This window comes from Streptomyces sp. NPDC048483 (assembly GCF_040651455.1).
In the GTDB taxonomy this organism is placed as follows: Bacteria; Actinomycetota; Actinomycetes; order Streptomycetales; family Streptomycetaceae; genus Streptomyces.
Genome location: NZ_JBEZJZ010000022.1, coordinates 69,122 through 93,177 on the forward strand (window position 1 = coordinate 69,122; position 24,056 = coordinate 93,177).

The 24,056-nt window shown below is 71.0% G+C and carries 18 protein-coding genes, 1 tRNA gene and 1 pseudogene; 9 read left to right on the top strand and 11 right to left on the bottom strand.

All coding sequences use genetic code 11. The features are described from left to right. Positions 1 to 8 precede the first annotated feature (8 nt). The 3 genes from AB0D04_RS14710 to AB0D04_RS14720 form a co-directional block, all read right to left on the bottom strand. A complete protein-coding gene (locus AB0D04_RS14710) occupies positions 9 to 365 on the bottom strand; it encodes an NUDIX domain-containing protein (RefSeq protein ID WP_362702861.1) in 357 nt (118 codons plus the stop codon). Next, on the bottom strand, positions 352 to 498 hold the full coding sequence (locus tag AB0D04_RS14715; protein ID WP_362702863.1) for a hypothetical protein: 147 nt from the start codon (positions 496 to 498) through the stop codon (positions 352 to 354). Before AB0D04_RS14715 ends, AB0D04_RS14710 begins: the two co-directional genes overlap by 14 nt. A gap of 434 nt (positions 499 to 932) precedes the next feature. After that, positions 933 to 1,862, bottom strand: a complete 930-nt coding sequence (locus tag AB0D04_RS14720) for an alpha/beta hydrolase (protein ID WP_362702865.1) — start codon at positions 1,860 to 1,862, stop codon at positions 933 to 935. Between the two features lie 78 nt (positions 1,863 to 1,940). On the opposite strand from AB0D04_RS14720, the gene AB0D04_RS14725 reads away from it, so the two are divergent. Continuing rightward, on the top strand, positions 1,941 to 2,615 hold the full coding sequence (locus AB0D04_RS14725; RefSeq protein WP_362702867.1) for a TetR/AcrR family transcriptional regulator: 675 nt from the start codon (positions 1,941 to 1,943) through the stop codon (positions 2,613 to 2,615). Positions 2,616 to 2,652: 37 nt separating this feature from the next. On the opposite strand, the pseudogene AB0D04_RS14730 reads toward AB0D04_RS14725, so the two are convergent. The 3 genes and pseudogenes from AB0D04_RS14730 to AB0D04_RS14740 form a co-directional block, all read right to left on the bottom strand. Then, a pseudogene (locus AB0D04_RS14730) lies at positions 2,653 to 3,384 on the bottom strand (transposase). 263 nt (positions 3,385 to 3,647) lie between these two features. Next, a tRNA-Ser gene (locus AB0D04_RS14735) sits at positions 3,648 to 3,734 on the bottom strand. A gap of 40 nt (positions 3,735 to 3,774) precedes the next feature. Continuing rightward, the gene (locus AB0D04_RS14740; RefSeq protein WP_362702869.1) at positions 3,775 to 5,250 is read right to left on the bottom strand and encodes a trypsin-like peptidase domain-containing protein; all 1,476 of its coding nucleotides are present in this window, start codon (positions 5,248 to 5,250) and stop codon (positions 3,775 to 3,777) included. 680 nt (positions 5,251 to 5,930) lie between these two features. On the opposite strand from AB0D04_RS14740, the gene AB0D04_RS14745 reads away from it, so the two are divergent. From AB0D04_RS14745 to AB0D04_RS14755, 3 genes are all read left to right on the top strand, one after another. After that, the gene (locus tag AB0D04_RS14745) at positions 5,931 to 6,794 is read left to right on the top strand and encodes a glycerophosphodiester phosphodiesterase (RefSeq protein WP_362702871.1); all 864 of its coding nucleotides are present in this window, start codon (positions 5,931 to 5,933) and stop codon (positions 6,792 to 6,794) included. Positions 6,795 to 6,859: 65 nt separating this feature from the next. After that, positions 6,860 to 7,489, top strand: a complete 630-nt coding sequence (locus AB0D04_RS14750; protein WP_362702872.1) for an ATP-binding protein — start codon at positions 6,860 to 6,862, stop codon at positions 7,487 to 7,489. 277 nt (positions 7,490 to 7,766) lie between these two features. Beyond that, positions 7,767 to 8,735, top strand: a complete 969-nt coding sequence (locus tag AB0D04_RS14755; protein WP_362702874.1) for a DUF5926 family protein — start codon at positions 7,767 to 7,769, stop codon at positions 8,733 to 8,735. 231 nt (positions 8,736 to 8,966) lie between these two features. On the opposite strand, the gene AB0D04_RS14760 is transcribed toward AB0D04_RS14755, so the two are convergent. Together AB0D04_RS14760 and AB0D04_RS14765 are read right to left on the bottom strand one after the other, a co-directional pair. Beyond that, on the bottom strand, positions 8,967 to 9,617 hold the full coding sequence (locus AB0D04_RS14760) for a hypothetical protein (protein WP_362702875.1): 651 nt from the start codon (positions 9,615 to 9,617) through the stop codon (positions 8,967 to 8,969). Positions 9,618 to 9,831: 214 nt separating this feature from the next. Beyond that, positions 9,832 to 10,506 carry a bifunctional DNA primase/polymerase gene (locus tag AB0D04_RS14765; RefSeq protein WP_362702876.1) on the bottom strand — a complete coding sequence of 225 codons (675 nt, stop codon included), beginning with the start codon at positions 10,504 to 10,506 and terminating at the stop codon, positions 9,832 to 9,834. A gap of 699 nt (positions 10,507 to 11,205) precedes the next feature. Here AB0D04_RS14765 and AB0D04_RS14770 point away from each other — a divergent pair. After that, positions 11,206 to 12,771: a PP2C family protein-serine/threonine phosphatase gene (locus AB0D04_RS14770; RefSeq protein WP_362702878.1), complete on the top strand. Its 1,566-nt coding sequence runs from the start codon at positions 11,206 to 11,208 to the stop codon at positions 12,769 to 12,771. A 118-nt stretch (positions 12,772 to 12,889) separates the two neighbouring features. Further along, positions 12,890 to 14,350 carry an aminopeptidase P family protein gene (locus AB0D04_RS14775; RefSeq protein ID WP_362702880.1) on the top strand — a complete coding sequence of 487 codons (1,461 nt, stop codon included), beginning with the start codon at positions 12,890 to 12,892 and terminating at the stop codon, positions 14,348 to 14,350. 60 nt (positions 14,351 to 14,410) lie between these two features. On the opposite strand, the gene AB0D04_RS14780 is transcribed toward AB0D04_RS14775, so the two are convergent. From AB0D04_RS14780 to AB0D04_RS14790, 3 genes are all read right to left on the bottom strand, one after another. Continuing rightward, complete coding sequence (locus AB0D04_RS14780) at positions 14,411 to 15,139, bottom strand: TetR/AcrR family transcriptional regulator (RefSeq protein WP_362702881.1); 729 nt, start codon at positions 15,137 to 15,139, stop codon at positions 14,411 to 14,413. 298 nt (positions 15,140 to 15,437) lie between these two features. Beyond that, positions 15,438 to 17,951, bottom strand: coding sequence for an FtsX-like permease family protein (locus AB0D04_RS14785; protein WP_362702882.1), 2,514 nt, complete (start codon positions 17,949 to 17,951; stop codon positions 15,438 to 15,440). Beyond that, entirely contained in the window at positions 17,945 to 18,694 is a 750-nt protein-coding gene (locus tag AB0D04_RS14790; RefSeq protein WP_362702884.1) for an ABC transporter ATP-binding protein, read from the bottom strand. Before AB0D04_RS14790 ends, AB0D04_RS14785 begins: the two co-directional genes overlap by 7 nt. 152 nt (positions 18,695 to 18,846) lie before the next feature. Between AB0D04_RS14790 and AB0D04_RS14795 the strand changes: the two genes are divergently transcribed. From AB0D04_RS14795 to AB0D04_RS14805, 3 genes are all read left to right on the top strand, one after another. Continuing rightward, complete coding sequence (locus AB0D04_RS14795; RefSeq protein WP_362702886.1) at positions 18,847 to 20,088, top strand: histidine kinase; 1,242 nt, start codon at positions 18,847 to 18,849, stop codon at positions 20,086 to 20,088. Further along, positions 20,085 to 20,735, top strand: coding sequence for a response regulator transcription factor (locus AB0D04_RS14800; protein WP_362702888.1), 651 nt, complete (start codon positions 20,085 to 20,087; stop codon positions 20,733 to 20,735). The genes AB0D04_RS14795 and AB0D04_RS14800 overlap by 4 nt, the downstream gene beginning before the upstream one ends. A gap of 573 nt (positions 20,736 to 21,308) precedes the next feature. Next, on the top strand, positions 21,309 to 23,972 hold the full coding sequence (locus tag AB0D04_RS14805; protein ID WP_362702890.1) for a LuxR C-terminal-related transcriptional regulator: 2,664 nt from the start codon (positions 21,309 to 21,311) through the stop codon (positions 23,970 to 23,972). The last annotated feature ends 84 nt before the right edge of the window (positions 23,973 to 24,056 follow it).

Consider the following 24,056-nt stretch of genomic DNA (forward strand, 5'->3'; position numbering starts at 1 on the left):
CTGGTACGTCATGCCGCAGCCGCGTGCTGAGCCTCACGCCCATGCGCCAGGTAGGCCACTCTTCCTGCGGTCCTGGCCTGGACGGCCGGCTCGATTCGTCGTGCGAGCCGGGGAATTGCGAGGTCCGCCAAGGCGGAAGCAGGGTGGAGGTCGTACGAGCCGATCTCCGGTGACTGCAATGGGATCTGCCCCTGCAACTCCCGCGTCAGAGCGCCTCCATCGAAGATGTAGAGGACCTTGTCGTCGCCCTCCGCAGGGATGGGAGCCCAGTCCACCGCGAGGAGTCGCCCGATCTCCGGCTCAATCCCCAGTTCCTCGCGGAGCTCCCGGATGCACGCTTGCCGGGGAGACTCACCAGTCTCCACTCCCCCCGGGGATCTCCCGGTAGTCCTTGTACGTCGGCTCAAGCATCATGACCCGACCCTGGCCGTGAAAGAACAGCGCGCCCGAGGCCATTCTCGGGCGCGCCATTCTCGCCTCGTGCTCGTTGTCGCTCATGCGAACGAGCCTAACCAGCTCACACGACGCAGAGCCTCTCGGCCGGCGGCCGGCAATCCGCCCTATCGGAATAGCTGGACGAGTTCAGCACCGAGTTCGGGCTGGATGACGCGGCACGTCGCAGGTTGGCCCAGACACTGAGCGCGCGAGCCTTTCCAGAGGATCCCGCCCGACTGCGCTGTGAGCCAGGGCCAGTTGAATCCGCAGGTGCTCTCTGGCGTGCTGATGTCGACGGCATCTCAGGTCGAGCAATTGTCAAGAGTTGCGGGTCGGGTGTCCTCAGGTCTGCTCGGCGAGGCCTTGCGGGAAGCCTGCCACCGACGTCGCGGGAAAGGCCGCCGGCGCCAGGCTGGACCCTGGCTCGTAACCCTGAGCATCGGTGGAGTGAGATTCTGACTCAGCTGCCCCCGAAGGGACCGAGCGGCGGCCGCCGGTTACCTGTGTGTGGCCCCATTGGTCGGCGGGTGCTTGTCGACTTGGTCAGCGAGCGCGCGCAGTTCGTCGGCGCAGGTGGCCCAGACATCGCGCGTAAGGAAGTGGCCGACGCCGGGCAGGGTGCGTAGCTGGGCGCCGGGGACGGCGGCGGCGATGTCGTGCGCGGACGTCACGCGCACCAGCGGGTCGCCCTCGCCGTGCAGTACCAGGGTCGGCGCGGTGATCTGGGCGAGCGACCCGCCGTGCCATTTCGCGCCGACCTGGCGGCTTTGAGCCTTGTTGTCACGGAAGCCGGAGATCTGGTGCGCGGCCTCCTTGTCCACGAACTCGCGCACATCGCGCTCGCCGATGGACTGGCCGGGCGCGGCCGAGATGCGGGTGACTGCCACGGCCAGGGCCAGGTTCCCTTCTGGGGTTGCGGGGTAGTCGGGGTAGTGCAGCCGCGCGAAGCGGGCCAGGGTCGCCAGGCGCAGGTAGCGCAGGGTGCTCAGGCTCTTCGCGTCGCTGGGCACGGCCGACGAAGTGGTCATGCTCAGTACGCGGTTCGGGTGACGGATCGCGATGCGCTGCGCCACGAGCCCGCCCATCGAGTGACCGAAGAGGTGAGCGCGCTCCCAGCCGACGGCGTCGAGAACGGCGACCGCGTCGTCGGTGAGGTCCTCGGCGCTGTAGGCCGGGGCCCCGCGGCTCAGCAGGGCCTTGATCGGCGGGCCGACGCGCCGGCCTGGCAGGCGGGTGGACTCGCCGGCGTCGCGCTGGTCGTACACCACGACGTGGAAGCCGCGGCGCACCAGTTCGTCCACCAGCCCGTCCGGCCACCAGAACCGCGAGGTGCCCAACCCCATGACCAGCAGCAGCGGGTCGCCGCCCGCGCCGCCCAGGTCCTCGAAGGCGATCTGGATCCCGCCGTTGTGTGCGTAGCGCGTCATCGCGTCCCTCCCATTCGCAAACGTCGTTCGCGAACACCGTATGCGATAGATAGACTGGCGGCAACGCAGGAGGTGGCAGTGGCAGGACAGCAGCAGGAACCGGTGATCTGGATGCGGCCGGAGCAGGCGTCGGTCGGACGACCGGCCGAGCGCAGCCGGGCCGAAATCACCGCCGCCGCGGTGGAACTGGCCGACCGCGAGGGTCTGGAGGCCGTCTCCATGCGCCGCGTCGCCTCAGCTTTGGGCACCGGCGCCGCCTCGCTCTACCGCTACGTGGCCACCCGCGACGACCTGCTCGACCTGATGACCGACAGCACCGCGAGCGAATACAACCCGCCCGCGCCCAGCGGCGACTGGCAGGCCGACCTGCTCGCCATCGCCCACCAGGCCCGGCAGATCATGCGCCGTCACCCATGGCTACCCACCACGGTCATTGATCGCGCCGCCCTCGGCCCCCACGGGATCGACCTGCTGGAGCACGTACTCGACGTGCTCGCCGACCACCCGGCCGACCCCGCCCGCAAACTCGAGGCATTCGCCCTCCTCGGAGGCCTGACCGCGCTGTTCGTCCAGAACGAAATGGCTGCCGCGGACACCGACGCCACACGCCAATCCAGCTACCTCCGCCACGTTGCCGCTGCGGGAAGGCACCCCCGCATCGCCGCCCTGCTCGACGTTCCCCCGCCCGACGGCAACCCCCGCGACCGGTTCGACACCGTAGTCGCCCGGGCCCTGACCGGCGTGCTGGGCTGACATCCGCCGCGGCTGACCACACACCTCGGCGGCGTGATCAGGCTGCGGCGGTCTTCGTGCGCTCGAGCAGGACGCCGTTCTCGAACCTGGCGCCGGCACCTGGTGCCGGCACGAACCAGGGGGACCAGGTGGGCTCCGGTAATCGCACGCCAGCGGGTCTGGCCGGACTCGATCAGCTCGACCCCCTTCGCCAAGGCCGCGGCCGGGCTGCCGGCGCGGCGGGTGACCTTGGTCCGCAGCTGGACGGTGGAGAACGTCGGCTCAATCGGATTCGTGGTCCGCAGGTGGACCCAGTGCTCGGCAGGGAAGTCGTGTGCGCCCGCCCGAGCCGAACCTTGGGGTGCACGCCGTCGGCCCACACGTAGACGAAGTCGCGGTCCGACAAATCCCGGCCCTGGAAAGCGGCGTGGTCGTCCTGCCACTGCCTGGTCAGCCTGGTCACGGTCGCCGCCGACAGCCCGGAGGTCCCGCCGAGGAACTGCTCCAGCGCGGGCACGAAGTCCCCGGACGACAGGCCGTGCAGGTAGAGCAGCGGGCAACACCTCCGACATCTTCGGCGACTTGCGACACCCCACGGCGGAAGAATCTTGGAGGAGAATCGCCTGCGCTCGCCCGTGGCCTCGTCGGTCTCGGCCGCCAACTCGGCTACGTACTGGTTGACTTCCGTCTCCAGAGCCGCGGAGAGCATCCTGCAGGCGCCCTCGCGTACGATCTCGTCGACCAGGGAGCCGGACCAGGTGGAGCCATCGGCGGTGACCACGCTGAGCACGGGCGTGCGTTCCTGACCCGCGCTGCAATGCGGGCCTACTCGGTGATCATCACAGGATCATTCGGGAAGGTACGCCCTCCGCGTCCAGCCCGAGGCCGATCCACAAGTCCTGAGCATTGCTCGTCCACAGCCCGCCCACAGCCCGTCCACACACGCTGGTCAAAGCCGGGATACCAGCGATCCGAAGTGAGACGGCCTGAACGCAGAAGGGGCGCCCGATTCCCTCGGGCGCCCCTTCTGACCAGCTAGTTCGCTGACCTGTGCGGAGGCTGTGGGATTTGAACCCACGGTGACGTTGCCGCCACGACAGTTTTCAAGACTGTTCCCTTAGGCCGCTCGGGCAAGCCTCCCCGCGGCACCGGTGCGGTGTCGCGGGATCAGACTAGCGCGTCACTTGTCGCCCGTGCGCTGGCCCAGGGTGACTTGGACGGTGTGCGCCTTGCCGCCGCGGAGGTAAGCGAGGGTGACGTGGTCGCCGGGCTTGTGCTGCCAGATCTCGCTGATCAGGGTCGGGCCGCTGTCGATCACGGTGTCGTCGAGCTTGGTGATGGTGTCGCCGGGGCGCAGGCCCGCCTTGTCGGCGGGGCCGTTCGGGGTCACCGGGTCGGAGCCGTTGTTGCCGGTCTGGGCGATGGTGGCGCCGTTGCCGGTGTCCTTCATGCCGACCTGGACGCCTATCTGCGGGTAGACCGGCCGGCCGGTCTTGATCAGGTCCTGGGCCACCCGCTTGGCTTGGTCGATGGGGATGGCGAAGCCCAGGCCGATGCTGCCGGACTGCTGCGACTCGGGGCCCATGCCGCCACCGCTGCCGGCCGACTGGATGGCGGAGTTGATGCCGATCACATTGCCGCTGGCGTCCATCAGGGGGCCGCCGGAGTTACCGGGGTTTATCGAGGCGTCCGTCTGGAGGGCGCTCATGTACGAGGCGCTGGAGCCGTCGCCGTCGCTGGAGGCCACCGGGCGGTCCTTGGCGCTGATGATGCCGGTGGTGACCGTGCCGGACAGGCCGAACGGGGCGCCGATCGCGATCGTCGCGTCGCCGACCTGGACCTGGGCGGACTTGCCGAGCGGGAGCGGGTTGAGCGGGGCGCCCGAGGCGCGCTTGAGCTTGACCACGGCGACGTCGTAGCCCTGGGCGCGGCCGATGACCTCGGCGTCGTACTTCTTGCCGTTGGAGAAGGTCGCGGTGAGCTTGCCCCCGTCGGCGGCGCTGGAGACGACGTGGTTGTTGGTGAGGATGTGGCCCTGCTTGTCGTAGACGAAGCCGGTGCCGGTGCCGCCCTCGCCGGTCGCGCCCTGCGCCTCGATCGTGACGACGCTGGGCAGCGCCTTCTGCGCTATCCCGGAGACCGAGGTGGGCTTGCGGTTCAGCGCCTCGGGGTTGCCGGTCGCGGTGACCGTCGTCGAGCCGGTGTCGTTCTGGCCCGCGGCCCAGAAGCCGATGCCGCCGCCGATGCCGCCCGCGAACAGCGCCGCCACCAGGACGGCCGCAATCAGGCCGCCATTACGCCGCTTGGGTGCCGGGTTGCCCGGATCACCCCACGGGTCGCCGCCACCGCCGCCCCCGTGGGGGCCCCAGCCGCCGGCGGACGCGCCGTGGTCGGCGGTTCCGTACACGGGGAACTGGGCGGTCCCGTCGGGCCGGCCCGGTCCCGGTCCGCCGGGGGCATGGGACTGCTCCCAGGGGCTGCCGCCCGCTGCGGACGCGGACGGCGCGGAAGCCGGCGGCGGGGGAGTGGCCGGCGCGGGCGGGACATCCGGAGTCTGGGCGCCGGAGGCGGACGCGGCGGCGCGGTCCGACGCCTGCGGCCCGGTCGGCGGCGTGGCCTCCGACGGGACGTCGGCTCCCTCGTTCTCGGTGCTCACAGATCTCTCCTCAGCTTCACGACTGTGCCGGACCACGGCCCATAGGGCCATGAGTTCCGGGTCCGGCAGTTCCTGCGTCCGGTTCATCCGTTTCATCCGGTTCAGCCGGATTAGGCGGCTTGGTCGACTTGGTTGGCCTGGCTGGCCTGGCTGGCCTGGCTGGCCTGGTCGATGGTTCCGCGGTCCCAGCGGTTCCGCTGACCCACGGTTCCCCTGTCCGGTGACCTCTAAGTCCGGTGACCTCTCGGTCCGGCAGTCCCCTTCTGCGTTGATGGCTGATGTACGGACGCCCTGGCGTACAGGCGCCCCGGGATACGGAACCCACGGCCCCGGACCCACGACCCGGCCCCAGATCCCGACGCCCCGGCCAGGAACCCCGACCCCGGAAGTCCAGACCCGGACCCCGAACCCCAGGTTCCCAACCTTCCGAACCCAAGGTTCCCAACCCAGCATCAAGGATTCCGCAGATACGGGCCACGCGGCCCGCACGGACGGCGACCACGGCCTGCACGCACCACCACGACACCGCATCCAGCCTTTCCCATGGCGCGTCAGGGCACCGTAAGCCGAGGCTGTGACTGTCCTCGCATTCTTTATGTCGGACAATCCGGGCGCATCCCCCGTGCCGCCCACCGAGCACCGCACGCCACGCCCCACATGGCGGATGGCACGATAACTCGGTGAACTCTGCACGCCCCGCCAAGGACGCCCGTTCGGGTCCGTCGGCCATCTCCGTCATCGCCCACCGGGGCGCCTCCGAGGACGCTCCGGAGCACACGCTGGCCGCCTACCGCAAGGCGATCGAGGACGGGGCGGATGCCCTGGAGTGCGATGTCCGGCTGACCGCCGACGGCCATCTGGTGTGTGTGCACGACAGGCGGGTGAACCGCACCTCCAACGGGCGCGGCGCCGTCTCCGCCCTGGAGCTGGCCGATCTCGCCACCCTCGACTTCGGGTCCTGGAAGGTCGGCGCGGACGGCCCGGACACTCTGGACCCCCACGAGGCGCCGGACCGCCAGCACGAGGACCCCGAGCGGACCTCCGTACTGACCCTGGAGCGGCTGCTGGAGCTGGTCGCCGACGCCGACCGCCGGGTCGAGCTGGCCATCGAGACCAAACACCCGACGCGCTGGGCCGGACAGGTGGAGGAGCGGCTGGTCGATCTGCTCGACCGGTTCGGGCATACGAAACCGGCCATGGCGGGCAAGTGGACGCCGCCGGTCCGGGTGATGAGTTTCTCGGCCCGCTCGCTGCACCGGGTACGGGCCGCCGCCCCGGACATCCCCGTCGTCTATCTGATGCAGTTCCTCACCCCGCGGCACCGCGACGGCCGGCTGCCCCCCGGCGTCGGCATCGCGGGCCCCGGCATCCGCATCCTGCGCGCCCACCCCGAGTACGTCGCCAAGGCGCATCAGGCGGGCCATCAGGTCCACGTTTGGACCGTCAATGAACCGGCGGATGTCGAGCTGTGCCGAGACCTGGGCGTGGACGCCGTGATTACAAATCGCCCCAAACGGGTGCGAACTCAACTCGGCCTTGCCTAAAGCACTTCACAGGGTGTGCACCGGCGCATTCGGCCCGTATCCGATGGTGTCGAGTGCGTCACTGTATGCCGCTTGGCCGGTTTCCGGTCCAGTCCATTGGGGCATTCAACCCGTGGCGTGGGGCAAAGGAGGTCTCGGGGGTGGCGTTGGTGGTGGCACAAGAGGTGCCGACGTCGTCGATCATGGCCGTACCCCATGGTCCAGCGGGTGTGGGCATGGCCAGGCGGCGCATGCGTGACGAGCTGTTGGCAAGTGGAGTTCAGGACACAGTCGTCGATGACGCGGTTCTCATTCTTTCGGAGCTGCTCAGCAATTCGTGTCGGCACGCACGTCCGATATACGACAACGGCGCGCCGGTTTACGGAAACGGCTCGCCCGGTGGCGCGCGCGACGGATCGCGGGGCGCCCTGCGGGAGTCCGTACGGGCATCCTGGCGCATCGACGCAGAGGGCCGGCTGACCGTCGCGGTCACGGACGGCGGCGGGCCGACCCGACCGCTTCCGGCCACTCCGTCGGTCACCGCACACGGCGGCCGCGGCCTCGCGATCATCCGGTCGCTCGCCAAGGACTGGGGCGTACGCGACACCGCCAACGGCGAGGTGACGGTCTGGGCGATCCTGCCGCTTCAGGATTCCTTCGCTACGCGCGTGGAGCTACCGCCCGGTCTGGCCTTCGCGGACTTCGACGAGTCGTAGACCGGCCGTGGAGCAGTCGTGGGCCAGCCATGGAGTAGCTGCAGAGCGGCCGTGGTGCGGCTGTTGACGGGGCGCAGAGGGGCCGGAGGCAGGCCGGATGGCCCCGGACGACGGACCGTCAGGGAACGACCCAGCGGCGCTCCGGCGGCCCCGGCGGCGTAAGCGGCGCAATTTCGGACGCGCTCCTCTAGGCTCGCGCCGAAACGCGTCCGCGCATGTCTCTGCATGACTCCGGGCGCATCCGGACGCCCAGGAACGACCAGGAGACACCGCCGCCATGGCCAAGAAGCGCCGTCCCCAGCAGCAGGCCGCAGCACCGAAGATCAAGGACGGGGAGGTGCCCGTCGTCGGGGCCCGCGAGCCCTGTCCGTGCGGTTCCGGCCGCCGGTACAAGGCCTGTCACGGCCGGCAGGCGGCGCACGCCGTCACCGAGTTGGTGCAGCGCCCCTTCGAGGGCCTGACGGGTGAGTGCGACTGGGTGGCGCTGCGCGAGCTGGTGCCCGCCGCCACGGTCGAGTTGGCGCTCAAGGGCGGGCTGCCCGAGGGGGTCCCGTCGGTGACGCTGGCGACCGTACTGCCGATGGCCTGGCCCGCGCTGCGCCGCGACAACGGCGCGGTGCTGCTCGGCCTGCAGAACGACACCGCCTCCGGCGACATCAGCCGCGACCTGGCGGACACCCTCCAGCGCGCGCTGGAGGCCGAGCCCGGCAGCCCGGTCGCCGCCGGGCGGCCCGCCGCCGACGGCCCGCGGCTGCAGGATCTGCTCGACCCGGCCGCGCCCTTCGAGCCCGCCGTCCACACCGGCTTCGAGTTCTGGGTGGAGAACGCCGAGAACGCCACCGGCGAGGTCGCCGCCTCCCTGGAGCGGGCCAACGCCGCGGCCATCCCGACCGCCCGCATCCCCGGCCTGGAGGGCGCGTACTGGTGCGAGGCCCCGGAGAAGAACCATCTGCGCTGGGTCACCGCGCACCCCGAGGAGCAGCTGCTGGACGCGCTGGCCCGGCTGCACGCCGCGGGCACGTCCTCGCTCGGCGAAGGCACCCGTCTCGTCGGCTCGTTCCGGGCCCATGGCCTGGTTGTCCCGGTCTGGGACCTGCCGTCCTCGATGGGCGCCGACGAGGTCGCGGCACCGGCCGCGGAGTTCGCCGAGCGTCTGGCGCAGGCGCTCGCCGCCAACGCCCCGCTGACCCCGGAGGAGCGCCGGGCGCGCGGCGGCCTCACCAACCGCCAGATCACCCTGAGCTGAACCATGCCGAACCGTGACGCCCCGGACACCTCGGCACGCCCGGCGGGCTCAGCAGTGACACCAGTCACAACTACCCCTACGCGCCGGTAAATAGGCGTCCGGAAATCCACGATCGAATTTGCGAACCGCCGATCTCTTGTTACGGTTCTAGAAGCCCGGTCGCTGGTGCATCCCCCGTCGCCAGCGACCGGGCGCTTCCATGTCCGGACCCGGACGGCTCCTGGACGGCGCTCAGCCCTTCCGCCGCCGGTCCGAATCCTTCGCGCCCGGCGCCGAGTTGCCGCCCGAGCGCAGCAGCAGCCGCTCCCCCGCCGCATCCGAGATCTCCGCCACCACGCCGTACAGCCCCCCTGTCTGGCGCACGGTCCGGCCGGTCGGTGTCTCGCACAGCCCCGGCAGGTCCTCCGCCGCCACATCGCAGTGCACCTGAACGGTCCGGCCGTCCGGACGCAGCAGCGTCAGTACGGCCCGCAGGGGGGCGCCGGTGGGATTGCGGTAGTACGTCCGCCCCCAGGTCAGGCCCTGCTCGGCGAGCACGCAGGTCTGCGCTTCGATCCCCCTGGGGGAGGCGAGTTCGGGCCCGCAGCGGGACGTCCGGCCGCCGTCGCCGGAGAGGAGGGGGAGGCCGAGTCCGGCGAGCGGACCACCGGGACGACGAGCCTTTTCGGCCTTGTCGGCGGGCTTTTCGGCCGTGTTGCTGAAGGGGGCGCCGGGCTGGGCGCGGGGACCGCCCGCAGGCTTGGCACGGGGCCCGGCGAGCGCCTCATCGGCCTGTTCTGCGGTGTCCGCCGGACCGGCCGTCGCGGCGGCGAGCGGTACGACGACGGCGAGCACCGCCGTACCCGCGAGAAAGACCAGGCGGATTTTTGGCGCACGCTGCATGGGACCCACTTGCGAAGGGATGGGGGTGCCGGGGCGATCGAGGGCCGCCGACGGCTTGACGGTGCGCCGAACCTATCGGGCCACGAGGGTGCCCACCGGCGCCCGGACACCCGTTTCCCGTAGTCGGCCGCACCGCTCACACCCGTACGGGTGAACCGTCACGGGTGAACCGTCCGGGCGTTCTTTCCGGCCACCCACAGAAGTGTGTCGCCGCCTAATAGGCGAGCCGGCTGCCACCGTCCGGTGTGCTGGTGCTCGCCGTCACCAGGGCGTCGACGATCGCGGTCACCGTCGGCAGCCAGGGCCCCGCCGGGCCGGCCGCCGGCGGCCGCTCCCAGCGCACCTTTCCCGCGCCGATCCCCGACGGCGGAAGCACCAGATAGCCGCCCTCGCCGTGGAACCGCAGCGAGCTGGGCACCCAGTCCTGGGAGTGCAGCAGCTCGCCCAACTCCGCCAGGTCGTACGGCGATACGAGCAGCGACCAGCGGGTGGGCGTGGCCACCACCGGGCCGACGCGCACCCCGAAGTGGTCCAGGGCCGCCAGGGCCCGTGCCCCGGCGACGGCCGGCAGGCTCACGGCGCACGGCGCGCGGCCGCCGGTGGCCAGCACGACCGGGGCGTCGGGGCGGTTGCCCCACCACCAGCGCACCATCCGCTCATCGGTGGTGGCAGCCAGCAGTCCTGGGTCGAAGGGGTGCGCGCCGGGCACCACACAGTCGGGGTCGGGACAGCTACACCGACGGGCGCCCCGGCCACCGGACCGCAGGCCGACACCCGGGAGTACGGGCCACCGCCACTCGGTGGCGCACTGAAGCGCGGCACCGAGCAGCGCCGACCTTCCGCCGCGCCGGAACAGGGGCTTGCGTCGCCTTCCGAGGATCTCGCGCATGAGCGCTCGTTCCTTTCCGTTAACGCCGAGGGCTATGTCCATCGCACTGCATGCCGCGGCATACGTGTTACGTCACGCATCTTCACGTGCTGCTTCACGCATGCCGTTGTGTGGCGTTCGAACGGCCGTGCCGATCACGCCACGTGGATCATTTGTCACCGCGTGTACAAGGCAGCGCATCACGCCGTACGTCGAGCGTGGAACGTGGCGGAGGGTGGCGCACGCATGGCGCTTGCGGTTCTGTGGTGCAATCCCGCCACTTGGGAGTGCGTCGCGGTCGTCGCCGTATGAGACGCCCGCGCCCGCTGGAGGGTTCCGGTGCAGGCTCAACTGGCCCCGCACCTTTCCGAGTACGTACCCGCCATCGTGCATATGACGCGCTGTCGATGGCCGTCAGTCGACCTCAAATTGACACCTGGGGGGGTATTTTTAGGCCAATCTACAGACCTCGTTGACACCACAAACCCCATCGGGACAATGCTGGACATCACATCGCTGGTGCGTGTACATGTGGAGGCATTGATAGCGGAGCAGCATGACATGGGGGTTTGCGATGCTATTGAGGAAATTGAGCGGTCAAACATACCGCACAGAGTCGCTCAACAAAATGCCGCACTCCCTAACAAACTCCGGCCTGACCTGGGACAATGCCAGGCATGACATGAGCCGTCTGCCATGAGCATCCCTCGTGTACCGAAAGTGGCTGGAATCGAACCAGCACTTCCCGCTCCCGCTCACACTGCCGATCCGCTCACGCCGAAGGCCGCCGCGGACACCTCCTCAGATCCCTCCTCGGGCACCACCCCCGACTCCACCGAAACCCCCCAGGACGAGCGCCCGGACGGCTCCTGTACCGGCCCCCCGGATGCCTCGCCCGTCGACCGCATCGCCGCCGTACAGGACCGGCTCGCCGGCTGGATCTCGGACCTCAGCACGCTGCACGACCTCACCGAACAGCTCGCCCGGACGCGCACGTTGGACGAAGCGCTGCACGAACTCCTCCGGGCCGGCGCCTCTCTGGTCGGCGCCCGCCGCGGCCTGGTCGTGCTGGCACCGGCCGACGGACTCGGCCCGGAAACCACCATCGGCCTCGGCCTCGGCCACGCCGACATCGGCCATATCGAGACCATTCCGCGCCGCGCCCTGTCGTATGCGCGGATACTGGACGGCCTCCCGGAGCCGGGCGCCGGCGACGACTCCCGTACGGACAAGGACGCCAACGCCCGTACGGAGATCTCCGAGCCCGACATCCCCGGCGAGCAGGGCCTCGACCCCCGCCTGCGCGAGGTCGCCGCCCGCCTCGGCTACGCCGCCAGTTACGCGGTCCCGCTCGCCGCCGACCCGATCGGCAGAACCGGCGCCGCGGTCTGGCTCTACGACGAGCCCGCCGCCCCCACCGACCGCCAGCGCCACCTCATCGGCCTCTACCGCGCGCACGCCGCCGAACACCTCGCCCGGCTGCTCGAACTCCACCGCAGCAAACAGGACACCGCCACCCTCCGCGAGGAGCTGCTGCCCAGCCGGCTGCCGCGGGCACCCGGCGTACGGCTCGCGGTGCGGCACAGCACCGGGCCGCGCGGCGGCGGCGACTGGTACGACGCGCTGCCGCTGCCGGACGGCGCGCTGGGCCTGGCCGTCGGGTCGGTCACCGGCTCCGGGCCGAGCGCGGTGGCGGCCATGGGACGGCTGCGGGCATCGCTGCGCGCGTATGCGGTCATGGAGGGGGAGGACCCGGTCGCGGTCCTCTCCGACCTCGAGCTGCTGCTGCGGCTGACCGAGCCCGCCCGCAGTGCCACCGCGCTGTTCGCCTTCACCGAGCCGCCGCCCGGCGCGCCGGGCGGGCCGCCCGCGCCCCCGATGCCGGCCGGTCTCGACGACCCGTTCCCCCGCAAGCTGGTGATCGCCGGGGCCGGCCACTGCCCGCCGCTGCTGCTGGGCGACCTGCGGACCGAATTCGTCGAGACGACGCTGTCCGCGCCGCTGGGCATGCTCGCCTGCTGGGAGGCGCCGAGCGTGGAGATCGAACTCGCGCCGGGGGAGACCCTGCTCCTCTACAGCGACGGGCTGCTGCACCGCACCGGCGAGGCCATGGACCGCGCGTTCGCCCGGCTGCATGCCGCCGCGGCGAGCGTCCCGAAGGCGAGCCGCCTCGATCCGGAGGCGATCGTCGATCACATCGTGCGCACGATGCTGCCGCACGGCGGGCTGGACGATCCGGCGTCGGAGGAGGATGTGGTGCTGCTCGCGGCATGCTTCGAGGAGTAGCCGGGAGGCCTTCCGTATCCGTACGGCTCCGGTGCCTGAGAGGTCACACCTTCTGCCCCCTGGACCGTTTCCCGTCCGCACATACGATGGATGGCGGTTCACTCTAAAAGGAGGCACTGTGACCGACGAGCTCACGCCGGAGACCCCGGACGAGGACGAGCAGCCGATCAAGCAGCGCAAGAACGGCCTTTACCCGGGCGTCTCGGATGAGCTCGCGGCGAACATGAAGAGCGGCTGGGCCGACACCGAGCTGCGCGATCTCCAGCCGATCGAGCAGGCCCCGGACGCCGCCCGCCGCCGCGCCGCGCTGTCCGCACGCTTCCCCGGTGAGCGCCTGGTGATCCCGGCGGGCAACCTCAAGACCCGCTCCAACGACACCGAGTACAACTTCCGCGCCTCGACGGAGTACGTCTACCTCACCGGCGACCAGACCGACGGCAGCGTGCTGGTTCTGGAGCCGAAGGGTGACTCCCACGAGGCGACGGTCCACCGCCTGCCCCGCTCCAACCGCGAGAACGGCGAGTTCTGGCTCAACGGCATGGGCGAGCTGTGGGTCGGCCGCCGCCACAGCCTTACCGAGGCCGAGGCGCTGCTCGGCATCCCCTGCAAGGACGTGCGCGAGCTCACCGGCCGACTGGCCGAGGCCACCGGCCCGGTCCGGGTCGTCCGCGGTCACGACGCCGCCATCGAGGCCGCGCTGAACGACAAGATCACCGCCGAGCACGACGAAGAGCTGCGGGTGTATCTGTCCGAGGCCCGGGTGGTCAAGGACGAGTTCGAGATCCGCGAGCTGCAGAAGGCCGTCGACTCGACGGTGCGCGGCTTCGAGGACGTCGTGAAGGTCCTGGACAAGGCCGAGGCCACCAGCGAGCGCTACATCGAGGGCACGTTCTTCCTGCGCGCCCGGGTCGAGGGCTACGACATCGGATACGGCTCCATCTGCGCCGCGGGCCCGAACGCCACCACCCTGCACTGGGTCCGCAACACCGGCCAGGTCCGCTCCGGCGATCTGCTCCTGCTGGACGCCGGCGTGGAGACCCACTCCCTCTACACCGCCGATGTCACCCGCACCCTGCCGATCAACGGCCGCTACACCGACCTCCAGCGCACGATCTACGACGCGGTGTACGAGGCCCAGGAGGCGGGCATCGCCGCGGTCAAGCCCGGCGCGGCCTTCCGCGACTTCCACGACGCGGCGCAGCGGGTGCTCACCGCCAAGCTCGTCGAGTGGGGTCTGGTCGAGGGCCCGGTCGAGCGCGTCCTGGAGCTGGGCCTCCAGCGCCGCTGGACCCTGCACGGCACCGGCCACATGCTCGGCCTGGATGTCCACGACTGCGCCGCGGCCCGCACCGAGACGTATGTCAACGGCACCCTGGAGCCCGGCGTGGTGCTGACCGTCGAGCCCGGTCTGTACTTCCAGGCGGACGACCTGACCGTGCCCGAGGAGTACCGCGGCATCGGCGTCCGGATCGAGGACGACATCCTGGTGACGGACGACGGCAACCGCAACCTGTCGGCCGGGCTGCCGCGCCGGTCGGACGAGGTCGAGGCGTGGATGGCGGGGCTGCTCGGAAAGTAGCCACGCCGGTGTGACGCGGACGGCCGGTGGCCCCGGAGGTTGGGGGCACCGGCCGTCGGTTTATGTGTCCGGGGGCTGCTGGGCCTGTTGGGTGTCCGGGGGCTGTCCCGTGTCCGGGGGCTGTCCCGTGTCCGGGGGCTGTTGGGGGTGCCGGGCTTCCTGGCTGCCGGCCGGCGTGGCCGTCTTTTTGTACGCGCCCGCTTGGGCCGCCGCCCAGACCGCGGTGGCGGCGGATTCGGCCAGGGCCGCGTCGACGGGGCGGCGGGCGATCAGGATCCGGTAGTAGAAGGGCGCGCCGAGGCCCGCCAGCACCATCTCCGGGTCCGTATCGGCGGGCAGCTCCCCGCGGTCGATGGCCAAGCTCACCATCTGGCCGGCCAGCACCAGCCGCTCCGCGAAGAAATTCCGCAGCAACGTGGCCGCCTGCGGGTCGCGGGCCGCCGCCGAGACCACCGCCTCGATCAGGCTGCGCCGCCGGTCGTCCGCGTAGAACGCGCTTATCGACCGGGCCAGCGCACGCAGGTCCCCCGGCAGCGTGCCGGTGTCGGGCAGCGGGACATCGGCGCTCAGCCCGGTCAGCAGATCGCAGACCAGCCCCTCGACGCAGCGCCAGCGCCGGTAGAGCGTCGCAAGGTGAATTCCCGAACGCTGAGCGATCTTTTCCATGCTGAGCCCGGCGAAGCCCGCCTGGCCCAACTCCTCGAAGACGGCGTTCAGTACGGCCTGCCGGGTCCGCGCCGTACGTCCCCCGGGGCGGGTCTCCCCCGAGGCCTGGTGCGCAGCGGTCACGGCGCCTCCGTATTGCAGTGCGGGTTCACGCCAAGTATTGTCCAATCCAGATTAACGCGAGCAGCTTCGCGTTAATCCTGGTGCACGCCGGTCTCGCAGGGACAGGGGACGCCGCGGGGGAGGTCCTCACGCTGCGAGACGGCGCTGCACAACACCGCGCAGGGGCGATTTCCGGCCAGATAGTGGCTGCCGACGTTCGCTCGGGTTTGACACCGCGATGGGGTGTTTGCGCCATGGAATCCCGATGAAGACCGCCGGTCCGGCCGGCCCGCCGTCCCGCCGTCCCGCGAGGCTCCGGCTATCCGCCGGATATCGCCGCCAGCATGTTCGTACGGGCCGCCCGGCGGGCCGGCCACATCGCGGCCGCCACGGCGGCAACGGTGATGCCCGCCAGTGCCGTGCCGATGATGCCGAAGGGCAGCGTGACGTCCCACAATCGCTGCCCCAGCATGGCGTGTTGCATGATCGCGCCCACCGGGACACCGACCATCACGCCGAGCAGCGCGCCGAAGAGCGAGACCACGATGCTCTCCGCCCTGATCGTTCTGCGGACCAGCCGCCGTGTGGCGCCTACCGCCCGTATCACCCCGATCTCCCGGCTGCGTTCCATGACCGAGAGCATGAGGGTGTTGATGACACCGAACACGGCGATCAGAATCGCCACACCGAACATCGCGTACATCAAGGTGAACGCCAGCGCCTGCTGATCGACGCCCTGCTGGACCAGCGTCTCGCGGCCGATGACGGAGACATCCGGGCGGTCACGGAATTCGGTCTCGATGTTCTGGCGTGCCGTGGCCGGATCGGGGCCGGAGGCGTAGATCGTGGTGATCTGCTTCCGCAGCGACCCGGGCGCGTTGGCGGCGTCCACGAAGACGCTGGCCTGGAGTTCGGTGGCGTCGTAGATCCCGACGACGGTCTGGGCGACCGAGGTCGTGGCGTCCATCTGCAAGGTGATCTTGTCGTGCAGGCCCAGGTCGAGCATGTCGGCCTGATTCTTCGAAATGACCACGCCACGCCTCAGATCGGCGCTGCCCTCGCTGATGTGCGGGGTGAGCACGGACCTCAGCGCCGCGGGCTCGATCGCGGAGATCCTCCGCTCGGTCCTGCCGCCCCGGTACGAGAGCCCCACCAGGACATCGCGGCTCCCCGCCACCTCGGACACGCCCGGCAGCCGCTTGACCCTCGCCATCTCGGCAGGCGTGAGAGGGGAATCGCCCTCGGCGGCCGACTGCAGGATGGTGGTCGAACTCGGGACATTCGCCCGGGTCGTTGACGCGATCAGTGCCGAGAAGGTCGCGCTGAGAGTGGCGAAGGCGCAGACCAGGGCCAGACCCACGGTGAGGGCGGTCGCGGTGCCCGAGGTGCGCCGCGGGTCGCCCGCCGCGCTGCGGAGGCCGAGCCGGACCGCCGGCCCCGCGCGACCGCCGAGGAATCGTGTGAGCGGACGCAGGACGGCCTCGGCGATGAGGGGCGCAAGCAGGATCACGCCGACGACGCCGAGGATCGCTCCCACGATGGCGATGATGCGCGCGGCGTTGGACGCACTGGGGTCTGCGGTGGACAGCACCATCCCGCCGGCCGCAACGACGAAGCCGAGGCCGAGGACGTTCCGCGTGCGTTTGGTCTCGCGGGGAACGCTCGCGTCCGTGCGCAGCGCGGCCACCGGCGGGACCGCCGCGGCCCGCCGCGCCGAGGTGCATGCGGCAACGACCGTCACCAGCACGGCGACGCCGTACCCGAGAAGCACGGCAACCGGGCTGACGGTGAAGTCGACCGCACCGTCCGGGCGCATCACCGAGATCAGCGATGGTCCCAGTGCCACACCCGCGAGCGTCCCGATGGTGCCGCCGACCACGCCGAGCACGGCGGCCTCGACAAGGACCCCGCGCCGCACCTGCCGCTTGCGGGCACCGACCGCCCGCAGCAGCGCGAACTGCCGGGTGCGCTGACTCACCAGCATGGTGAAGGTGTTGGCGATCACGAACATGCCGACCAGCAGCGTGACCGCCGCGAACGGCAGCATGGTCAGGCGCAGATCGTCTGCCTCCGCGTCCGACTGGCGGCCGGCGGCGTCGGCCAGGGCCTTGCCCGTCCTGGCGTGATAGCCGGCGGGGACGGCCCGCTGGGCCGCCGCCGCGACAGCCCGCGCGGCCGCGCCGGATGCGGTGGTCAACTCGATGCGGTGATAGCGCCTGCCGAGCAACTCCTGTGCGGTGGTGGTGTCGTATGCCACCACCGGCACCGTGTCCGAGGGGCCGTCGGCGTCCTGGGTGGTCTCGGGGCCGAGCCGGTGGTAGGTGAACAGGGCCGTGACCTCGGCGTGGTCCGTACGTCCGTCGGAGAGCAGCACCCCGGCCCGGTCGCCCACCTTGATGCCCGCGGCCTTGGCATCCTCCGCGTTGAGCGCGATCTGGTCCGGTCCGGCGGGGGCCTTCCCCTGGTCCACGGTGAAGCGCTTGGCGTTGCTCCAGTTCGTGCCCGACCGGTCCAGGGCCGTGGCCGACTTGACGAGCTTGTTGTCCCGTCCGACCAGGCCGGCGCGCCCGACGATCACGCCCTCGGTGCGCGCGACGCCGGGTAACCCGGCCAGGCGGGCCCGGTCTTCGGCGGTGAGCAGTGGCTCCTTTCCGGGGCTCTGTACGGAGACCCCGACGTCATGGCGGGTGTCCCGGCCGGCGAGGGTCGTGGCGATGGAATCGCTCACCACCCAGCTCCCGACCGTCGCCGTCACACCGAGCGCGATGGCGAAGAGCGTCATCAGCACGCGCCCCTTGTGGGCGAGGAGTTCCCGCAGCATGGCCTTCAGCACGGGGCGGCCGCCTTTTCGAAGGACTTCATGCGTTCCAGCACGCCGTCCGCGGTCGGTGCGGAGATCTCGTCCACCAGGCGGCCGTCCTTGAGGAACAGCACCCGGTCGGCATAGGCAGCGGCGCTCGGATCGTGCGTCACCATCACCACGGTCCGGCCGAGATCGTCCACGCTGTTGCGCAGGAATCGGAGCAGCTCCGCGGAGGCGGACGAGTCCAGTGCCCCCGTGGGCTCGTCGGCGAACACCACCTCGGGTCTGGTGACCAGCGCCCGCGCACACGCGACGCGCTGCTGCTGGCCGCCGGAGAGCTGGCCGGGGCGGTGGTGCAACCGGTCCTCCAGATTCACCGCCGCAACGACCTCCTCGAGAGCGGCCCGGTCAGGTCTCCGGCCGGCCAGGTCGAAGGGGAGGGTGATGTTCTCCAGGGCGGTGAGCGTGGGCAGCAGATTGAACGCCTGGAACACGAACCCCACCTGGTCGCGGCGCAGATCGGTGAGCGCGTCATCGCGCAGTCCGGTCAACTCGGTGTCGCCGATCCACACCCTGCCTGCGTCCGCCTGATCGAGGCCCGCCACACAGTGCATCAGCGTCGATTTACCGGAGCCGGACGGCCCCATGATCGCCGTGAACTCCCGGCGCTGGAACTCCACATCAACTCCGGCGAGCGCGGCCACGCGGGAGTCGTCCAGTCCATAGTGTTTGGCGAGCCCGACGGCTCGGACGGCAGCTGTTGTCTGGTTCATGCGGCGAGTGTGCGAGCGCGGCCCCTGCCGCGGCGTCGCCAAAAAGACCACGAACACCCCTGACTTAAGTTACGGCGGCCCCGAACTTTGGTGGGGGCGAAGCTGGACGGACGACGGAGGCCTGGGCGCGCCACGACATTTACGCTCGGGCTGTGGCACACCACATGGAGAAAGCGCTCCGGCAGCGCCTGCGTGACGTCGCCGGCCGAGGGGGACCGAAGCTCCTGGCGGCCGTGGTCGCCGCGGGCACCTTCCTACAGATCAACGGTCGGCAAGTCCCGTACATACAGCCCGAGTTGCACATAGAGCCCGAGTGGAACGGCACTCCGCTCTCCGGGCTCCTGCTCACTTCGGCGCTGGCGGCGGTGTCCCTGGTCGCCGCGCTGCTGCTGCCGCGCAGACGATGGCCGCTGATCACCATGGGGCTGGTGGCCTGGACGCTGGTGTCGGCCTGGCCGACGCTCTGCCTCGGTTCCTGCACGGCCGCCCGGACGGTACGCAGCCCCCTGCACCGGACCTGGTACGTCGTCGGAGCGAGCCTGCTCACCGTCCTGCCGACCGCCACGGGCGTGGCCATCGGAGTGCCGGGCCTGGCCGGAGAGGACGTGATGACCTCGCTCGGCGCAGCCGGCCTCTTCGTCTGGCTGCCGTTTGTGCTCGGGCTGTGGAGCAGGGCCCGCCGCGAGGTGATCGAGGGCCTCCACGAGCGCGCCGAACACCTTGAGCGCACGCAGGCGGCCCGCGCTCAGCAGGCGCGCACACAGGAACGGGCCCGTATCGCGCGCGACATGCACGATCTCGTCGCCCACCGGGTGTCGTTGATGGTGCTGCACGCCGGTGCCCTGGAGGTCAACACCAAGGACGCGGAGACCGCGGCCGCCGCCGAGCTGATCCGTACCACGGGCCGGGAAGCGCTCGCGCAGCTCAGGGACGTCCTGGGGGTCCTCAAGAGCGCAGGCGCCGAGGCGGAATCCCGTCTCGGGCCGCCGCCGACCCTGGTGGACCTCGACCGCCTGCTCGACCAGTCGCGCGCCGCCGGAATGGCAGTCGACCGGCACGACGAGGGAACCCCACAGCAACTGCCCACGCTGCTGGAGCACGCCGCGTACCGGGTCGTGCAGGAAGCCCTCACCAATGTCCACAAGCACGCGGGCCAGGCCCGCACCGATGTCGCGGTGCGCTACCAGGACGCCGGTCTGGAGATCACGGTGGCCAACGCGGCTCCGCACGGTCGCCTCGAACCCTTCCCTGGCAGCGGCACGGGACTCGTCGGCCTGCGGGAGCGGGTCGAGCTCCTTGACGGCGAATTCGTCGCCGGGCCCCGCGACGACGGCGGATTCACCGTGTCCGCCCGCTTTCCCCTCTCCCAGCCCGCCCTGGAGGAACCCGCGTGATCCGTGTCCTGGTGGTAGACGACGAAGCCCTGGTACGGACCGGACTGCGCATGATCCTGGAACCGGCGGAGGACATCCGGGTGATCGCCGAGGCGGGCAACGGCAGCGAGGCCATCACGGCGGTGGCCGAGTACCGGCCCGATGTCGTGCTCATGGACGTCCGGATGCCCGGCATGGACGGGCTCACCGCGCTCAAGGAATTACGGCGCTCGGCCAACGCCCCCAAGGTGATCATGCTGACCACCTTCGATCTCGACGACTATGTGCACACCGCGCTGCGCAACGGCGCCGCCGGCTTCCTCCTCAAGGACACCTCGCCACGTGACCTGGCCAACGCCGTCCGTACGGTTGCCGAGGGCAGCGCGATGCTCACTCCCAGGGTGATCAAGCGGCTGATCGATACCTTCGCCGGGCTGGGCTCGCAGGGTGCGGCCGAGGCGCGGGCACGCCTGTCGGTGCTGACCGGGCGCGAGGAGGACGTGGTCCAGGCCGTGGCGAAGGGATGGTCGAACGCCGAGATCGCGCGTGCGCTCGCCATGAGCGAAGGCACGGTCAAAGCACACGTCAGCCGCGCCCTCGCCAAACTCCAGCTGTCCAACCGCGTTCAGCTGGCCCTGCTCGTCCGCGATGCGGGCCCGGCCCACTGAGGAGGTTCGCGACGCCATCGGCAGCGCCCCGGCCCGGCCCACCCCGGGCCGGCCCGGCCCGGCCCGGCCCGGCCCGCTGCAGGATGCTCCCTCGCCAGGGCAATCCTGCGCAGCCAGTGCCCAGGGAAACTCCTGGCAGTCATGCGGCCCGGGCGGGGTCCGGGGATGTCCTGGTGGCGACGCCTTGCGCGCTGCCGCTCAGGCTTGCCGTCTGCCATCCCACAGCCGGCGGCCGGGCATGGCATCACCCTCAGCGGGTGAACGGCGGCAGGAGGCCGGACTCCCCGGAAGGCTCCGGCCACCGGTTACGGCGCCCCGCGTGGCGATAGTGGTCCGGGGCCGCAAAAATGGAATGGGATCTTCACGGAGCGGGAAGCGGTTCGACCCGAGGCGGCGCACCACCCGGCACAGCACAGTGGCGGGCGGATGGCGTCACCAGGGAGGCCACACGCGGACGGTGGTGCCATGGCCCGCAGCGCAGCCTCAGCAACGGCAGACGGCCGTGGGGATTCCCGCACCCCCCACACGTCGAGCAGCGCCCCGGTTTCCGGCCCCGGCGGTACCGCCACGCATGTGGGGCCGTCCGGTGACCCGCTGCTGGCCGCGAAGGCCGCCCTCCCGGCAGTCCCGCGGCAAGCGGTCCGCAGGCAGCGGCTGCTGGACCGGCTCACCGAGGGCACGGCAGGACCGCTGACCCTGATCACGGGGCCGGCAGGCGCGGGGAAGACGACTCTGGCCGCTGAATGGGCGCGTGCGGGGAGCGCACCGGGCCCTGTGGTGTGGCTGACCGCCGAGTACGACGACAGGGCGCCCGGGGTGTTCTGGGCGTACGTCCTCGAGGCACTGAGCCGACACCGGATCGTGCTGCCCGAGGAGGTGGGTCGGCCCGGCTCCGCCGACTTCGTCGATCACTCCCTGCTCGCGAGGCTTGCGTCCGCGCTGGCACACCTGCACCGGCCGGTCGTGCTCATGCTCGACGGCCTTGATCGCGTGCCCGTACGGGAGGTGGCCTCGGGCCTGGACTTCGTCCTGAACCACGCGGGACCGCAGCTGCGCCTGGTGCTGATCAGCCGGGTCGACCCGCTGCTTCCGCTGCACCGCTACCGCGCCGAGGGCAGGATCCGGGAGATTCGTGGTGCCGACCTCGCGTTCACACGGCAGGAGACCGTGCAGCTGCTGCGCGGACACGGCCTGGGGCGGTACGAGGAGAGCGCCGATGCTCTCCTGGCGCGCACGGAGGGCTGGGCGGCCGGGTTGCGGCTGTGTGCGCTGGAGATGCAGCGGGCCGACGACCCGGCCGGGTTCGCCCGGTCGTTCGCCGCGTCCCAGAGCGCCCTCGCCGACTACCTGCTCACCGAAGTGTTCGACGCCCAGCCCGCCGCCACCCAGGATCTGCTGATGCGCAGCAGCATTCTCGACCGGGTTCACCCGGACCTGGCGAACGCGCTGACGGGACGCGAGGACGCCGAGTGGATCCTGGCCGAACTCACCCGTGCGCACGTCTTCGTCGAACCGATCGATGCCACGCCGTGGTGCCGTTACCAGCCGCTGTTCTCCGAAGTGCTGCGCATGCATCTGCGCCATCACCGGCCTGGTCTCGAACCCCGGTTGCGTCGCCGGGCCGCAATCTGGTTCGCCGACACAGGCAGGCTCGCGGAGGCGGTGGAACAGGCCGCAGCAGCCGACGACTGGGCATGGGTCTGTGCTCGTGTGGTGAGCCGCCTGGAGATCGGACAGCTGCTCACCGGCGGTGCCGCCCACCGGTTGGAGCGGATCTTTTCCCGCATGCCCAGCGATCTTGCCGGAGCCGCCCCCGAGCTCGTCGCGGGTGCCTGTGCCCTCGCCGCGTACGACACCGCGGGCTGCCGGGCGCGGCTGAGCCGGGCCGAGGAAGCCCTGCGCAAGCCGGGAGCACAGCCCTCGCCGGAAGCTCGGCTCGCTCTCTCCCTGCTCGCTCTTCTCGCCGCACCCGCCGCGCAAGGCGGCGGCAAGGTGTGTCACCCGACAGCAGCGGCGGAAGCCGCGGCACGGCGAACCATCGAACTCACCGAGCAGGTGCCGCGGCCGCTGGTGGAGGCGCACCCGGAGATCGAGGGCCTGCGGCGGTACGGGCTGGCGTGCGCGCTGCAACTGGCCGGCCGTCCCGACGACGCCCGGAGGGCGTTCACCCACGCGGTGGAGGGCTGCACCGGCGAGGTGACGCAAGCCGTCCGACACCACTGCCTCGGCCGACTGGCCCTGCTGGAGGCCCAGCACGGGGCGCTGAGCCGGGCCGAGGAACACGCCCGGCTCGCTCTCCAGGTCGCCGGGCACCGGTTTGTCCCGCCGGCCCGGCGATCCGGGATCGCCCATCTCGCCCTGGCCACTGTTGCCCTCGAGCGAGGCGACCGCCGGGAGGCCCGCCGTCATCTCGACCTTGCATCCCGGTTGCCGGACGCGGGGCACGACCCGATTACCGACACCGAGATCGCCGTCACCCGCTCCCGGCTGGACCTCGCGGACGGCCGGTGGGACGCCGCACTCGCGGCCGTCGAGACAGGCAACGCCCCTGCCGGACCGCCGGCCCCGGGGCCGGCGCAGCACCTCGCCCTGGCGCGCTCCGCGGCCCAGCTGGCCCGAGGCGACCCGGCGTCGGCGATCGCCGTACTGGACGAGGTCGGCCCTGACGGATCGGCGCACACCCTCGCCCTCGCCCAGGCCCGGCTCGCCGCCGGGGACCTCGGCCGGGCCCTCGGCCTCCTCGCGCCCCTGAACGGTCGGCCGGACGCCGGAATCGCAGAGCAGATCCGCATCCGCCTGCTCCAGGTCCGCGCCGCGACCCTGACCCAGGACACCGAGACGGCACACCGCCTGCTCCGCGGCGCGCTGGCCACCGCTCGCCCCGAGAAACTGCGCCGGCCCTTCACCGAAGCGGGTCCCTGGCTGTGGCACCTGCTGGAGCAGCGGCCCGACCTGACGAGGGGGCACGCGTGGCTCATCGCCCGCCCGGGGGGCGTCAACGGCACATCCCGCACAGACGGCTGTCCACCGGCGCCCGTCATCGTGAAACAGCTGACCGATCGTGAGCGCGAAGTGCTCCGGCACGGTGCACAGATGATGTCGACGCAAGAGATCGCCGAAGCGATGCATCTGTCGGTCAATACGGTCAAGACGCATCTGCGCAGCATCTACCGCAAGCTCGTGGTCTCCCGCCGCAGCGATGCCGTACGGCGTGCACGGGAGCTCCATCTGCTCTGATCCACGACATCTGCTCCAGCTCTGATCCACGACATCTGCTCCGGCCCACGAGCGGGAAAGGAGAGGTCACCGGCGGGGAGGTCA

Bases quoted from the DNA above. Each gene is read 5' to 3' on its own strand.
- AB0D04_RS14750 (WP_362702872.1), top strand. From the start codon at position 6,860: ATGCCGCTTGGCCGGTTTCCGGTCCAGTCCATTGGGGCATTCAACCCG.
- AB0D04_RS14755 (WP_362702874.1), top strand. From the start codon at position 7,767: ATGGCCAAGAAGCGCCGTCCCCAGCAGCAGGCCGCAGCACCGAAGATC.
- AB0D04_RS14715 (WP_362702863.1), bottom strand. From the start codon at position 498: ATGAGCGACAACGAGCACGAGGCGAGAATGGCGCGCCCGAGAATGGCC.
- AB0D04_RS14765 (WP_362702876.1), bottom strand. From the start codon at position 10,506: ATGCGCGAGATCCTCGGAAGGCGACGCAAGCCCCTGTTCCGGCGCGGC.
- AB0D04_RS14720 (WP_362702865.1), bottom strand. From the start codon at position 1,862: ATGACGCGCTACGCACACAACGGCGGGATCCAGATCGCCTTCGAGGAC.
- AB0D04_RS14760 (WP_362702875.1), bottom strand. From the start codon at position 9,617: ATGCAGCGTGCGCCAAAAATCCGCCTGGTCTTTCTCGCGGGTACGGCG.
- AB0D04_RS14790 (WP_362702884.1), bottom strand. From the start codon at position 18,694: ATGAACCAGACAACAGCTGCCGTCCGAGCCGTCGGGCTCGCCAAACAC.